We start from the raw sequence: 12,629 nt of genomic DNA on the forward strand, positions 1-12,629 counted from the left end.
AAAAATTGCGCTGTTTAGACAGCACGAAAATCAATGATGTGAAACACCAGGGTTCTGCTATTGCGGTTCTTCTTGGCCAGGAAACCGGTGAACTCGTACAAGCCTCCAAGGGGCGCCTGACTGAATCGTTTTGACAACTCACCTGCCGCAACGGCAGGGACTTCAAACTCGGTCAGTCGGGCAATGCCTGCCTCTGTCTGCTGCGAACTGTGCTGCAAGCTTGCATTCACAATCGGCAGGCCGGCCGGGGTGTATCGAATCTCATCCCGTTCGGCGATCAGGGCGGTAACCCGGAGCTGGTTGTACAGACCGTCTCCTGTCAGGAATTAGGCCGCTGCAGGAGCTGCTGGGGCTTCGGCGCGATGGCTCTTGGCCGCGTCTTCACGCTGGACCGACTTCATCATCGGGGAAGGAGCGGTTTCCGCTTTCTTCATCTTGACGGTCAGGTGACGCAGCACGGCATCATTGAATTTGAATGCGGTTTCCAGCTCAACCAGGGTCTCGTTGTCGCATTCGATGTTCAGGCAGATGTAGTGTGCCTTGGCCAGTTTCTGGATCGAGTACGCCATTTGACGGCGGCCCCAATCTTCAACACGGTGCACGTTACCGCCGCGCGAGGTCACGCTGGTCTTGTAACGTTCGATCATCGCGGGCACTTGCTCGCTTTGGTCCGGGTGGACGATAAATACGATTTCGTAGTGACGCATTAATAACTCCCTTAAGGACTGTGAATATAGCCCACCCCGGCGTCAAGACGGGTGTGGGAAGAGGTAAGCCCGCAAGCATAGCAGACTTTGCCGGCCGGCTCAAGGTTTACTGATGGCGCGCAAAGCCCCCTGCCCGCTGGGCTGGCATGCCGGGGCATGGACCAGTCGACGCCGCCTGGAAGCTGCGCCCTTGCATTGCTCCAGGTAAGAACCCTGGATGACGCGCTGCTTGCCTGCGGCTTAATCGCCTGAGGCTTCGCCCCTCGCCGCCATGGCAGGCTGCGTCGCCTCAGACGATTGCAAGATCCCGGCGAGGAACCCGAGCCCGGCCGCCAGCCAGACCAGGGAGGCGACCACATCAAACGTCCACACACGATCGGGGAATTTGTACAAGTAAGGCACCACCAGCAGCCCGCGCAGCAGGCAAATCGCAGCAATCGTGCCCTGCGCCATTTGCGCAAATGGCAACCAGCGCAAGCGCCCTGCGCCAGCCAGCGCATACAAGGAGCAGATCAACATCAAGGCCCCTATGACTACCGCGCCAGCCGGCGCGAACCACGTCCCGGCGCGGGCTGATGCAACGACCTTGGGCGGCGCCTGCAGGAAGGCATACCACTCCGGCCCCAGCCAAGGCGCCGCGAAATGAATCACGGCACCGAACAAGGAAATCCCCGCCGCCAGCAAGAAAGCAAACCGTCCCATCCTGCCCTCCAATGGTTGTCGAAACATTATTAAGCCGAATATTTTCTGTCATTGCAACAAATTTGCTTGCAATTCCTTTCATACTGTACAAAAATACAGACTGTCTATATCCACAGTTCACCATAGCGCCATGATCAAGCTCACAGCACGACAAGAACAGATCCTCAACCTGATCAAGGATGCGATCGACAGCACCGGCTTCCCGCCTACCCGCGCCGAAATCGCGGCGGAGCTTGGCTTCAAGTCCGCCAATGCTGCAGAAGAACACTTGAAAGCCCTGCAACGCAAGGGCGCCATCGAAATTACCGCCGGCACCTCGCGCGGCATTCGCCTGACCGGCAACTTCGGCGGCCCGGCGACCGGTGCAGCAGCGCCGCGCCCGGCCGCTCGTGCCAATGTCGAATTCGACGACATGCCAGCCGTCCCGGCCGGCATGCTGGTTTCCCTGCCGCTGATCGGCCGCGTCGCCGCCGGCTCGCCCATCCTGGCCCAGGAAAACCTGGAGACCACCTACAGCGTCGACCCCAAGCTGTTCTCGGCCAAGCCGGACTTCCTGCTGAAGGTGCGCGGTGAATCGATGCGCGACATCGGCATCATGGACGGCGACCTGCTGGCCGTGAAAAAGACCGACAGCGCCCGCAATGGCCAGGTCGTGGTGGCCCGCATCGGCAACGATGTCACCGTCAAGACCTACCGCAAAACCGGCAGCAAGATCGAACTGCTGCCGGAAAATCCGGACTTCAAGGTGATCACAGTGACCGAAGAAGACGACTTCGCCCTGGAAGGCCTGGCCGTTGGCCTGATGCGAACCTGGCACTAAGACCGTCCTGCGCTCGGGGTGCGACGTGCGCCCTGGGCCTTTCTCCCGCGCTGGCCCGGCTGGCGCAATCCCTGCCCCTCCGCTGGCCAGCATGCCGTTTTAAGCCAGCCTGCGCCCCCATTTCTGCATTCTGTCGCACTCGGGTTCCATGACAAGGGCCGCTCGAGTTATCCTTCTTGCATCGAAAAAAGGAGAGGAGATCACATGCACGTCCGCCGTATCAGCTCGATCCTGTGCGCCTTGGCGCTGTCCATTTCCACCGCATACGCCGCCGCCCCGCAACAGCAGTTCGCCAACATGGGCGACCTGCAGCTTGAAAACAAAGCCACCATCAACGATTGCTCGATCGGCTACCGTACTTTCGGCACCCTCAACGCTGACAAATCAAACGTCATCCTGTTCACGACCTGGCACACCGGCACCAGCCGCGATGCGGCAGGGATGCTGCAAAGCGGCGCCCTGTTCGATCCGGCGCCATGGTACGTGATCGTGGTCGATGCACTGGGCAATGGCGTATCCTGCTCCCCTTCAAACAGCAAGACCCAACCAGGCCCCTCCTTTCCGCAGTTCTCGGTACGCGACATGGTCGCCAGCCAGCACAAGCTCCTGACCGAAAAACTGGGCATCAAGCACCTTCACGCCGTCATGGGCTACTCGATGGGCGGCATGCAGGCCTTCCAATGGGCCGCCAGCTACCCGGGCTTCATGGACGTAGCCATTCCCATCGCCGGCACACCGCGACTGACATCGTCCGACATGCTGTTCCTGCGCATCGTTGAAAAGTCGGTACTTGACGAGCCAGCCTACGCAGGCGGCCGCTATGCCCAGAACCCGCCGCTGCCGATGTATAACCTGCTGTTCGCAATGAACTTCGACAGCCCGGCGCATCGCAGCGCACGCACCGCGCCGAAGGACTTTGAAAAATTCTTCCGCGAGAGCCAGGCCTCCGATCCTGACGGCACTGACGCCAACAATTCCCTCTGGCAGATCCGCGCTGTACTGGGCCACGATATCGCCCAGGGCGGCAAGCTGGAAGACGCGGCGCCGCGCATCAAGGCGCGACTGGTCCCGATCAATGCAGCCCAAGACCATTTGGTCAACCCTGGGCCGGCAATCGCCTTCTCCAAGCTGCGCAAGGAAGAAGCCACCGTGCTTGACACCGACTGTGGCCACGCAGCGCTGCGCTGCGCCATGCCTGCCATGAAGGCCATTGTGGAAAAAGCGCTACGCTAAACCTGCAGCCTGTCTAGCCAATCCTGCATTTCGTCGCAGCCACGCTCCCCGGGTGGCTGCGCTCACTTACAGTCACAAAAAGCACACCACAACCGGGGAGATTTGATGTTCAAGCCTTTCTGCATCGCAGCTGCGATGCTGGCGGCGCAATCCGCGTTCGCCTTCGACAACCAGGCCAACCACTACCGCCTCAGCATCGACAAGGATGCCAAACGCGCCCACGTCGAAGCCGACGTCTGGGTCGAGGGCCGCGACCTCGCGCTGTTCAACTGCATGCCGATACCGCAGCTCAAAAACGGCCAAGCCGACCTGATCGAAAAACTGCAAGTGCACGACATGGCCGGCAATGCCGTCGTCCTGAAAGACAAGGGCGAAGGCGAATACGACGTGGACGGCGACCGCCGCCTGCGCCTGTCTTACGACATCCGGCTGGAGCACGACAAATACCAATGGCCGGGCGGGAACGAAGAAGTGTCCTATCACACCGACGAAGGCTTGATGTCGGTCGGCTATCCATTGTTCATCGTCCCCGGCGAGAAAATGCTCGGGCAAACCGAAGTCACATTCGACCTGCCGATAGGATGGAAAGCCAATACGCCTTGGCGCAGCACCGGCAAGCCGGGCACCTTTTTGGTCGAGTCGCGGCGTGAACTGGTGAACAACGCCTTCTTCTTCGGCACGGCTCACGCGGAAACCTTCAAGGCGGGCGGTGTTGAAATGACGCTGGTGATGGGCAAGCAGTACTGGAAGCGTCGCGACGCCTTCATCTCCATGATCGACAAGCAGATGAACAGCTACCAGAAGCTGTATGGCCGCGGACCGGTCGCCGACCGCTTCCTGATCGTGATCAACCAGGGCGATAGCGGCGACGGCGGTGCGTTTGCCGGCTCCTTCAGCCAATACCTGAAAGACGACGGCAGCGAAGTCGCCCGTCCGATCTGGGGCAAGGTAATGGCGCACGAACTGGCCCATTTCTGGGATGGCCACTCGCTGGTGCCGAAGAACGAAAGCGAGGAATGGTTCAAGGAAGGGGTGAACGACTACGTCACCGTGATCACCATGGCGCGCAACAAGCTGATGGACCGCAGCATGCTGATCCAGCAGCTGGAAAATCTCGCACGCGGCCAGAACGTCGCGCGCAACGTGCAAGGCTTGACCGTCACCGTACGCGAAGCGGTGAAGGACAAGCACCGCAACTGGCTGCTGGTCTACGGCGGCGGCACGATCGCCGGCCTGGCGATGGACGTCGAACTGCGCAAGGCCAGCAAGGGCAAGGTCAGCCTCGACACGCTGCTGAACGAGATGTACAAGGAGTTCGGGCACAAGGGCAAGCAATACGACCAGGCCGATATTGTCCGCATCGGCAAGGCGATCAGCGGCGTCGACCTCGACCCGCTGCTGAACAACATCGTCGCCACCAGCAAGGCGCCGGATCTGAGCCCGCTATTCAAGGAGATCGGCCTGCGCCTTGAGCAATTCGGCATGCTGGAAACCTACCTGCTGCGCGACCCGGCCGCGACAGTGGAGCAGAAAGCCCGCTTCAGCGCCATCTTCGGCGTCCCGTACTAAATAAAAGTCGGGGTCAGGTCTGGCAATCCGCCACGTTTTTCGCATGGCGAAAAACGTGGCGGATTGCCAGACCTGACCCCGACTTTCGTCTCTTAATCCAATGCGTTCTTGAAGTCGGCGATCAGGTCGGCGGTATCTTCGATGCCGACGGAGACGCGAATCAGGCTCTCGGCGATACCCATCGAAGCGCGGCGTTCGGGGCCCATCTCGTAGAAGATGGTGTGCGAGACCGGGATCACCAGCGTACGCGTGTCGCCGAGGTTGGAAGTCGGGATCGCGAGCTTCAGCTTGTTGAGGTAGTCGAAGCAGTCGATGCCCTCCTTCAGCTCGAAGCTCAGCAACGAGCCGAAGTCCTTGAACAGCTCCGCTGCGATGCCATGCTGCGGGTGCGATTTGAGCCCCGGGTAGTACACGGCTGCCACGCGCTCGTCGGTTTCCAGCATTTCGGCCAGGGCGCGCGCGTTGGCCGATGTGCGGTCCATGCGCAGTGCCAGCGTTTCGGCGCCGACGGCGATATGGTGTGCAGCTTCCGGCGCCAGCGAGGCGCCGAAATCGCGCAGCGCCTTGGCGCGGATTTGCACCAGGCCCCACTGCACCGCTGGATTTTTCTTGTAGTTCTCGAAGATATTCGGGAACCTGGTCCAGTCGTAAGCGCCGGTGTCGGTCAGCGCGCCGCCCAGCGCGTTGCCATGGCCGCCGATGGATTTGGTCAGCGCATTCACCACCAGGCCCGCGCCCACGTCCTTCGGCCGGAACAGGTAGGGCGACGTCATCGTGTTGTCGACGATGTACAGGATACCGCGCGCGGCACACAGTTCACCGATGCGTTTGAGGTCGGCGATCTGGGTGCGCGGGTTGGCGATGGTCTCCACGAACACCATGCGGGTTTCTGGCTTCAGCGCCGCGGCTACGTTTGCCACGTCGGTGGCGTCGACAAAGTCCACGCCCACGCCCTGCCCCGCCACGGTCTGCCACAGCGAGTTGGTATTCCCGAACAGGAACGACGACGACACGACATGGTCGCCGGCACGCAGCAGCGCCTGGAACACGGCGCCGATGGCGCCCATGCCCGTGGCAAAGCAGATCGTGCCCACGCCCTGCTCCATCTTGCTGACCTTGTCCTCCAGCGCGGCAACCGTCGGGTTGCCCTGGCGGCCGTAGCGGAAGCCCGGCTCCTTGCCCTGGAACACCGACGCCAGCTGGCGCGCGTCGGCGTAGCCGAACGTCACCGAGGTATGGATCGGCTTATGCAGGGAGCCGTGTTCGATGCCTTTCTGGCGGTCGTTGTGCAGGATGGTCGTCGTGAAGCCGTAGTTCTTCATCAGGATTCCGTCGTAGCAGTGTTCAGGTTCAGTTGCGTGCGTGCCGCGTCTTCGGCAACCTTGGCCTTGGTCGGGTTGTGGCGCGCCTGTTCGATGCGGTCCAGGTACTCGGCCGACACGTCGCCGGTGATGTACTTGCCGTCGAAGCAGGAGGCCTCGAACTCGGTCAACGCCGGGTTCACGTCGGCGATCGATTTCTTCAGGTCTTCCAGGTCCTGATAGACCAGCGCGTCGGCGGTGATTTCCTTGCAGATTTCGTCCAGCGTGCGGCCGTGGGCGATCAGTTCGTCGCGGGTCGGCATGTCGATGCCGTACACGTTCGGGTACAGCACTGGCGGTGCGGCGGAGGCGAAGATCACTTTCTTGGCGCCGGCTTCGCGCGCCATTTGCACGATCTCGCGCGAGGTGGTGCCACGCACGATCGAATCGTCCACCAGCAGCACGACCTTGTCCTTGAATTCGTCGCCGATGGCGTTCAGCTTCTGGCGCACGGATTTCTTGCGCATTGCCTGGCCCGGCATGATGAAGGTGCGGCCGATGTAGCGGTTCTTGATGAAGCCTTCGCGGTAATCCACACCCAGGCGCATCGCCAGCTGGATCGCGGCAGGACGCGAAGAGTCAGGGATAGGCATCACGACGTCCACGCCTTCGGCCAGGCCTTCGCGCTTGATCTTGTCGGCCAGGTATTCGCCCATCTTCAGGCGGGTGTTGTAGACCGAGGCGCCGTCAATCACCGAGTCGGGACGCGCCAGGTAGACATATTCGAACACGCATGGATTCAGTTTTGGCGCAGCGGCGCAGATCTGCGCATGCAGCTGGTTGTCGTTGTCGATGAAGATCGCTTCACCCGGCAACACGTCGCGCACGAAGCGGAAGCCCATGCCTTCCAGCGCGACGGATTCGGATGCGATCATGTATTCGGTGCCGTCGGCGGTTTCGTTCGCCCCCAGGCACAGCGGGCGGATGCCGTTCGGGTCGCGGAAGGCCAGCATGCCGCTGCCTGCGATCTGCGCCACCGCGGCATAGCCGCCGCGCACGCGCTTGATCAGCACCGTCACCGCCTGGAAGATGTTGGCCGGGGTCAGGGTGACGTCCGTGGAGGCTTTCTGGATCTCGTGCGCCAGCACGTTCAACAGCACTTCCGAATCGGAATCGGTGTTGATGTGGCGGCGGTCGTTCTTGAACATCTCGTCCTTGAGCTGTTCCCAGTTGGTCAGGTTGCCGTTGTGCGCCAGCGTGATGCCGAACGGCGCGTTGACGTAGAACGGCTGCGCTTCTTCTTCGCTGGAGGAACCGGCGGTCGGGTAGCGGCAGTGGCCGATACCGGAATTGCCGTTCAGCGAACGCATATTACGGGTACGGAACACGTCGCGCACCAGGCCATTGGCCTTGTGCATCGAGAACGTGTTGCTTTGGTTGGTTGCGATGCCTGCCGCATCCTGGCCGCGGTGCTGCAACAGCAGCAGCGCGTCATACAGCATCTGGTTGACTGGTTGGTGGGATACGACGCCGACGATGCCACACATGGTGTGCTCCTAAACTTGGTGCTGCGGATTTAAAGAATTCTAAAAATGGACATGCTCCGCCATCGCGGCGGGCAGGAATGGTTTCACGGTACGCACGCCGGATTCCGCCACGGGACTCAACAGCGCGCCTTTCCAGAATTCCTGCTTGGGCATGGAGGTCATCCCACACAATATGACGCCGGCCAGCACAATCACAATGCCCCGGCCGAGCCCGAACAGGGCTCCCAGGCCGCGGTCGGCGAACGACAGGCCGCCGGCTTCGATCAGCGCATTGATTGCCATGGTCAACAAGGCCATGAGGATGAGCACTCCGATAAACAGCGCAATGAAGGCAACGATCAGGCGCACCACCTCGCCCGGCAGGGCTTCCGGCAGCATGGGCGCGAGCCATGGACCGTAAGCGTTGGCGATGACGAAGGCAACGATCCAGCCAGCCAGCGACAATACTTCCTTGACCAGGCCGCGCATGGTACTGATGACGATGGATGCGATCAGCACGAAAATAACCAGGTAATCGAAAATCGTCACGTCAGCGCAGCCTCAAATCATCAGTCAGGCCGGGGTCACGTTGCCGCTAAGGCCCAGTTTGCCCAGCTTGGCTTTGACCTTTTCGGCCTCTTCCTTGTTCGGGAATGGACCGACTCGCACGCTGGTCAATTCGCCGTTGGCGGTGTTGACTTTCTGCGCATAGGACTTGATGCCGGCTTCGCCAAGCTTGCGCTGCAGCTCGTCCACTTTGTCTTTGGTCGCGAAGGCGGCGACCTTGACCACGTATTTGGTCGAAGGCGCTGCTTCGGCTGGCTTGCCTTCCAGGATAGCCATGGCGCGCGCATCGTCAGTGTGGGCAGGCTTGGCTTCCTGTTTAGGTTCCGGTTTCTTTGGTTCAGGCTTCGGTTCGGGATGCTTCACCTCGGCCTTGGCGACTTTCTGCTCGGTCGCTTTCGGTTCGGCCGCTTTTGGCGGCTTCGGAGTTTCGGTCACGGCCGGCTTGGTCGGCACGTGGACAATCTCTTCGCCTTTATCCAGCGACGCGCCCGCTGCGGCAACAGGAGCCACGGTACGCGTCGATGGCGACGCGGAGACTGGCTTGTTGGCCGCCGGAGCTGGCGCCTGGGCAGGCTGCTCGAGCGCAGGCGCCACGGCAGGGCCGCCATTCAGCGGTTCGCCCGGCTTGTCCTTCGACGGCATGCTGATGGCGATATCGGACACCGATGATTTCGGCTCCGAGTCGAGCAGCATCGGCAGGCCGATGGCAACGGCCAGCGCCAGCGCGATCGCGCCTACCAGGCGACGGCGGGCGCGTTTCTTCTCCGGCAGGACCGGATCGGGGGAATTTTTGCTGGAATTGCGGCGCGGCGCCGCGTCGGCGCCAGCGCTGGATGCGCGCTTGGAACGGGCCTTTTCGTCCAGGGCCCTGTCGTCCTGCGCGCGGTAGTAGCCGCTGTCTTCACCAGCAGCATCTTGCTTGTTTTTGCCAAATTTCGATAACAAGCCCATGCGGAATGTTCTCAGTGGAGTGAGGATTTTTTCGCCGCCATGACGCCGGCGACAGTCAGGAATGATCCAAAGACCACAATTCTATCATTCTCGCCTGCCCTGCTCATCGCATTTGCGAATGCCTGGCCTGGATCATCGAAAATATTGACGGTTTTTTCGTCCATTTTCGGCTCAATTAGCTGCACCTTGGCAGCCAGCTCGGAAGCGGTGGCTGCGCGCGGCGATGGCAAATTGGTAAGGCACCAATGGTCCACGCATGGCGCCATGGCCTTGATGACGCCATCGATATCCTTGTCGTGCATGGAACCGAACACCGCGAAGGTAAATGGGCTGAAGCCCATATTGCCTACGTTCTGCGCCAGCGCCGCCGCCGCGTGCGGGTTGTGCGCCACGTCGTAGATCACCGTCGGACGGCCTGGCAGCACCTGGAAGCGGCCCGGCAGCTCTACCATCACCAGCCCGGTACGCACCTCCTGCGCGCCAACCGGCAGTTCCATCTTCAGCGCCTCCAGGGCCGCCAGCGCCGCGCAGGCGTTCAGCAACTGGTTGGCGCCGCGCAGGCCGGGATAGGCCAGCGAATTGCGGCGCTGCGACCGGCCGCCGTAGTTCCACTGCTGCTTGTCGCCCGCATAATTGAAATCGCGGCCCATCAGCCAGAGGTCAGCGCCGATTTCCATGGCGTGGTCGATCAGGGACTGCGGCGGCACCGGGTCGCTGCAGATCGCTGCCTTGCCGGTGCGGAAGATGCCGGCCTTTTCAAAGCCGATCTGTTCGCGCGTACCGCCCAGGTAATCGACGTGGTCGATATCGACGCTGGTCACGATCGACACGTCGGCATCGATCACATTGACCGCATCCAGGCGGCCGCCCAGGCCAACTTCCAGGATGACCACGTCCAGCGTCGCCTGCGACATCAGGTGCATGATGGCCAGTGTGGTGAACTCGAAATAGGTCAGCGAAATATCGCCGCGCGCCCGTTCCACGAAATTGAAGCTCTCCACCAGTTGCTCATCGCTGGCCATGTCGCCGTTCAGGCGCGCACGCTCATTGAAGTGCAGGAAGTGCGGCTTGATGTACAGGCCGACACGGTAGCCGCCTTGCAGCAGGATCGATTCCAGCATGGCGCAGGTCGAGCCCTTGCCGTTGGTGCCGGCCACCATGATGACCGGGCACTTGAAGGCAAGCGCCATGCGTTCCTTGACGGCGCGCACGCGGTCCAGGCCCATGTTGATGACGGTTTCGGCATGGCGCGACTCGATCAGCGCAAGCCATTCAGGGAGGGTATTCGGGAGATTGGACATTATCGCCAGGGAGGGATTTTTGGGCGCGCAGCGCAGGAGGCTGCGCGCGCCGGTGATACTTAAAACTCGACGTAAAGCTTAGGCCAGCACTTCCGCGGCCTGGTTCTGCATCAGCGCCAGCAGGCGTGCGATTTCTTCGCGCATCTGGCGGCGGTCCACGATCATGTCGATCGCGCCCTTGGTCAGCAGGAACTCGGAACGCTGGAAGCCTTCCGGCAGCTTTTCACGCACGGTATTCTCGATCACGCGCGGGCCGGCAAAGCCGATCAGCGCCTTCGGCTCGGCCATCACCACGTCGCCCATGAAGGCGAACGATGCCGACACGCCGCCCATGGTCGGGTCGGTCAGCACGGAGATGAACGGCAGCTTCTTCTCGGCCAGCTTGGTCAGCATGGCAGTGGTTTTTGCCATCTGCATCAGCGACAGCAGGCCTTCCTGCATACGTGCGCCGCCGGTGGCGGTCACGCAGATGAACGGCACCTTCTGCTCCAGCGCCACCTGGGCCGCGCGGGCAAAGCGTTCGCCCACCACGGAACCCATGGAGCCGCCCATGAATTCGAATTCGAAGCAAGCCACCACAACCGGCAGGCTCATGATCGAGCCGCCCATCGCGATCAGGGCGTCGGTTTCACCGGTGGCTTCCATCGCCTGCTTCAGGCGATCAGGGTATTTCTTGCTGTCCTTGAACTTCAGCGTATCGACCGGCAGGGTCTCCTGGCCGATTTCATAACGGCCGCCGGCGTCCAGCAGTGCATCCAGGCGCTCGCGGGCGCGGATACGCATGTGGTGGTCGCACTTGGGGCAGACGTGCAGGTTCGACTCGAGGTCGGTACGGTACAGCACTGCCTCGCAGGATGGGCATTTCACCCACAGGCCTTCAGGCATTGTCTTGCGAGCGGCAGCTTCCGAGCGCTGGATGCGCGGTGGCAGCAATTTTTCCAACCAGCTCATAAATTTCTCCTCTTGCACTAACTTAGGCCGGAAGTGTAGCCGGTTCTGCCTGTCCTGTCGAACAAAACAGGCAGAACATTGCTCTCAAATCAACGGTTTTCGTCGAGTGCCTGGCGAATGCCGGAAACGAACGATCGTACTGATTTTGCAGCATTTTCCGGGCCGGCCGCTTCGATTTCCTGGATGATGCGGCTGCCGATCACCACCGCATCGGCCACCGAAGCCACAGCCTTGGCCGTGGCGCCGTCGCGGATGCCGAAACCGACGCCCAACGGCAGCTGGACGTGCTTGCGGATCATGTCCAGCCGGCGCGCCACGTCTTCGGTATCGATATGGCCGGCGCCGGTGACGCCCTTCAGCGACACATAGTACGTGAAACCGCTGCCGACGCGCGCCACTTGCTGCACGCGCTGCTCGGTCGACGTCGGGGCCAGCAGGAAGATCAGGTCCTGCCCGGCCGCGCGCATCTTGGCGGCGAATTCCTCGCACTCTTCCGGGGGGTAGTCGACCACGATCGCGCCATCGGCACCGGCGGCGCGGCTGGCGTCGATGCAGGCGTCGGCGCCGAGGCGCTCGATCGGGTTGGCGTAGCCCATCAGGACGACTGGGGTGGTCGTGTTGGTTTTGCGGAATTCGCGCACGAAGTCGAAGCAGTCGCGGATGCCGACGCCGTTGGCCAGCGCACGCTCGCAGGCGCGCTGGATCACGGGACCTTCGGCCATCGGGTCGGAGAATGGGATGCCGAGTTCGAGAATGTCGGCGCCGCCCTCGACCAGGGCGTGCATCAGTTCCACGGTTTTGCCGGGCTGCGGGTCGCCTGCGGTGATGAAGGTGACCAGGGCTTTCTTGTTTTGCGCTTTCAGGGCGGCGAAGGTTTGTGCGATACGAGTCATGTTTTTTCCTTTCAAACCGGTAAGGCAGTGTCTGACCCACGGGGTCAGACACTGGTACGCGGCGGTCGCTGGCCAGGTGCCTGACCCTGCGGGTCAGGCACCGGTTTA

At 61.6% G+C, this 12,629-nt stretch carries 13 protein-coding genes; 3 read left to right on the forward strand and 10 right to left on the reverse strand.

Annotation, left to right across the window (positions count from 1 at the left end):
* Positions 1 to 14 precede the first annotated feature (14 nt).
* The 3 genes from priB to ACN9MY_RS23920 form a co-directional block, all read right to left on the reverse strand.
* Positions 15 to 308 (reverse strand): primosomal replication protein N, encoded by a 294-nt coding sequence (gene priB / locus ACN9MY_RS23910; RefSeq protein ID WP_028104934.1) that lies wholly within the window; start codon positions 306 to 308, stop codon positions 15 to 17.
* 18 nt (positions 309 to 326) lie between these two features.
* Complete coding sequence (gene rpsF, locus ACN9MY_RS23915; RefSeq protein WP_090438998.1) at positions 327 to 707, reverse strand: 30S ribosomal protein S6; 381 nt, start codon at positions 705 to 707, stop codon at positions 327 to 329.
* A gap of 240 nt (positions 708 to 947) precedes the next feature.
* On the reverse strand, positions 948 to 1,409 hold the full coding sequence (locus ACN9MY_RS23920; protein WP_426163379.1) for a hypothetical protein: 462 nt from the start codon (positions 1,407 to 1,409) through the stop codon (positions 948 to 950).
* A 130-nt stretch (positions 1,410 to 1,539) separates the two neighbouring features.
* On the opposite strand from ACN9MY_RS23920, the gene lexA reads away from it, so the two are divergent.
* The 3 genes from lexA to ACN9MY_RS23935 all read left to right on the forward strand — a co-directional run bounded on the left by lexA (position 1,540) and on the right by ACN9MY_RS23935 (position 5,031).
* Positions 1,540 to 2,229: a transcriptional repressor LexA gene (lexA, locus tag ACN9MY_RS23925; RefSeq protein WP_426163381.1), complete on the forward strand. Its 690-nt coding sequence runs from the start codon at positions 1,540 to 1,542 to the stop codon at positions 2,227 to 2,229.
* A gap of 204 nt (positions 2,230 to 2,433) precedes the next feature.
* Entirely contained in the window at positions 2,434 to 3,462 is a 1,029-nt protein-coding gene (locus ACN9MY_RS23930) for an alpha/beta fold hydrolase (protein ID WP_426336228.1), read from the forward strand.
* A 105-nt stretch (positions 3,463 to 3,567) separates the two neighbouring features.
* A complete protein-coding gene (locus tag ACN9MY_RS23935) occupies positions 3,568 to 5,031 on the forward strand; it encodes a hypothetical protein (RefSeq protein ID WP_426318819.1) in 1,464 nt (487 codons plus the stop codon).
* 92 nt (positions 5,032 to 5,123) lie between these two features.
* Here ACN9MY_RS23935 and ACN9MY_RS23940 read toward each other — a convergent pair whose 3' ends face one another.
* From ACN9MY_RS23940 to trpA, 7 genes are all read right to left on the reverse strand, one after another.
* Positions 5,124 to 6,353, reverse strand: a complete 1,230-nt coding sequence (locus ACN9MY_RS23940; RefSeq protein WP_426336229.1) for a cystathionine gamma-synthase family protein — start codon at positions 6,351 to 6,353, stop codon at positions 5,124 to 5,126.
* On the reverse strand, positions 6,353 to 7,879 hold the full coding sequence (gene purF, locus ACN9MY_RS23945) for an amidophosphoribosyltransferase (RefSeq protein WP_426163389.1): 1,527 nt from the start codon (positions 7,877 to 7,879) through the stop codon (positions 6,353 to 6,355). The genes ACN9MY_RS23940 and purF overlap by 1 nt, the downstream gene beginning before the upstream one ends.
* A 39-nt stretch (positions 7,880 to 7,918) precedes the next feature.
* On the reverse strand, positions 7,919 to 8,407 hold the full coding sequence (locus ACN9MY_RS23950) for a CvpA family protein (RefSeq protein WP_426336230.1): 489 nt from the start codon (positions 8,405 to 8,407) through the stop codon (positions 7,919 to 7,921).
* Between the two features lie 24 nt (positions 8,408 to 8,431).
* Positions 8,432 to 9,376 (reverse strand): SPOR domain-containing protein, encoded by a 945-nt coding sequence (locus ACN9MY_RS23955; RefSeq protein ID WP_426318822.1) that lies wholly within the window; start codon positions 9,374 to 9,376, stop codon positions 8,432 to 8,434.
* Between the two features lie 11 nt (positions 9,377 to 9,387).
* The gene (gene folC, locus ACN9MY_RS23960) at positions 9,388 to 10,677 is read right to left on the reverse strand and encodes a bifunctional tetrahydrofolate synthase/dihydrofolate synthase (RefSeq protein WP_426336231.1); all 1,290 of its coding nucleotides are present in this window, start codon (positions 10,675 to 10,677) and stop codon (positions 9,388 to 9,390) included.
* A 78-nt stretch (positions 10,678 to 10,755) separates the two neighbouring features.
* Positions 10,756 to 11,628 carry an acetyl-CoA carboxylase, carboxyltransferase subunit beta gene (gene accD, locus ACN9MY_RS23965; RefSeq protein WP_090439030.1) on the reverse strand — a complete coding sequence of 291 codons (873 nt, stop codon included), beginning with the start codon at positions 11,626 to 11,628 and terminating at the stop codon, positions 10,756 to 10,758.
* Between the two features lie 89 nt (positions 11,629 to 11,717).
* Positions 11,718 to 12,521 (reverse strand): tryptophan synthase subunit alpha, encoded by an 804-nt coding sequence (trpA, locus tag ACN9MY_RS23970; protein ID WP_426336232.1) that lies wholly within the window; start codon positions 12,519 to 12,521, stop codon positions 11,718 to 11,720.
* Positions 12,522 to 12,629: the final 108 nt, after the last annotated feature.

It is taken from the genome of Pseudoduganella sp. R-31 (genome assembly GCF_049913235.1).
Taxonomy (GTDB): Bacteria; Pseudomonadota; Gammaproteobacteria; order Burkholderiales; family Burkholderiaceae_D; genus Rugamonas.

Excerpts from the sequence above, each read along its gene's own strand:
- ACN9MY_RS23955 (WP_426318822.1), bottom strand. The coding sequence starts at position 9,376 with ATGGGCTTGTTATCGAAATTTGGCAAAAACAAGCAAGATGCTGCTGGT.
- lexA (WP_426163381.1), top strand. The coding sequence starts at position 1,540 with ATGATCAAGCTCACAGCACGACAAGAACAGATCCTCAACCTGATCAAG.
- ACN9MY_RS23920 (WP_426163379.1), bottom strand. The coding sequence starts at position 1,409 with ATGGGACGGTTTGCTTTCTTGCTGGCGGCGGGGATTTCCTTGTTCGGT.
- trpA (WP_426336232.1), bottom strand. The coding sequence starts at position 12,521 with ATGACTCGTATCGCACAAACCTTCGCCGCCCTGAAAGCGCAAAACAAG.
- accD (WP_090439030.1), bottom strand. The coding sequence starts at position 11,628 with ATGAGCTGGTTGGAAAAATTGCTGCCACCGCGCATCCAGCGCTCGGAA.
- ACN9MY_RS23930 (WP_426336228.1), top strand. The coding sequence starts at position 2,434 with ATGCACGTCCGCCGTATCAGCTCGATCCTGTGCGCCTTGGCGCTGTCC.
- ACN9MY_RS23940 (WP_426336229.1), bottom strand. The coding sequence starts at position 6,353 with ATGAAGAACTACGGCTTCACGACGACCATCCTGCACAACGACCGCCAG.
- ACN9MY_RS23935 (WP_426318819.1), top strand. The coding sequence starts at position 3,568 with ATGTTCAAGCCTTTCTGCATCGCAGCTGCGATGCTGGCGGCGCAATCC.
- rpsF (WP_090438998.1), bottom strand. The coding sequence starts at position 707 with ATGCGTCACTACGAAATCGTATTTATCGTCCACCCGGACCAAAGCGAG.
- folC (WP_426336231.1), bottom strand. The coding sequence starts at position 10,677 with ATGTCCAATCTCCCGAATACCCTCCCTGAATGGCTTGCGCTGATCGAG.
- purF (WP_426163389.1), bottom strand. The coding sequence starts at position 7,879 with ATGTGTGGCATCGTCGGCGTCGTATCCCACCAACCAGTCAACCAGATG.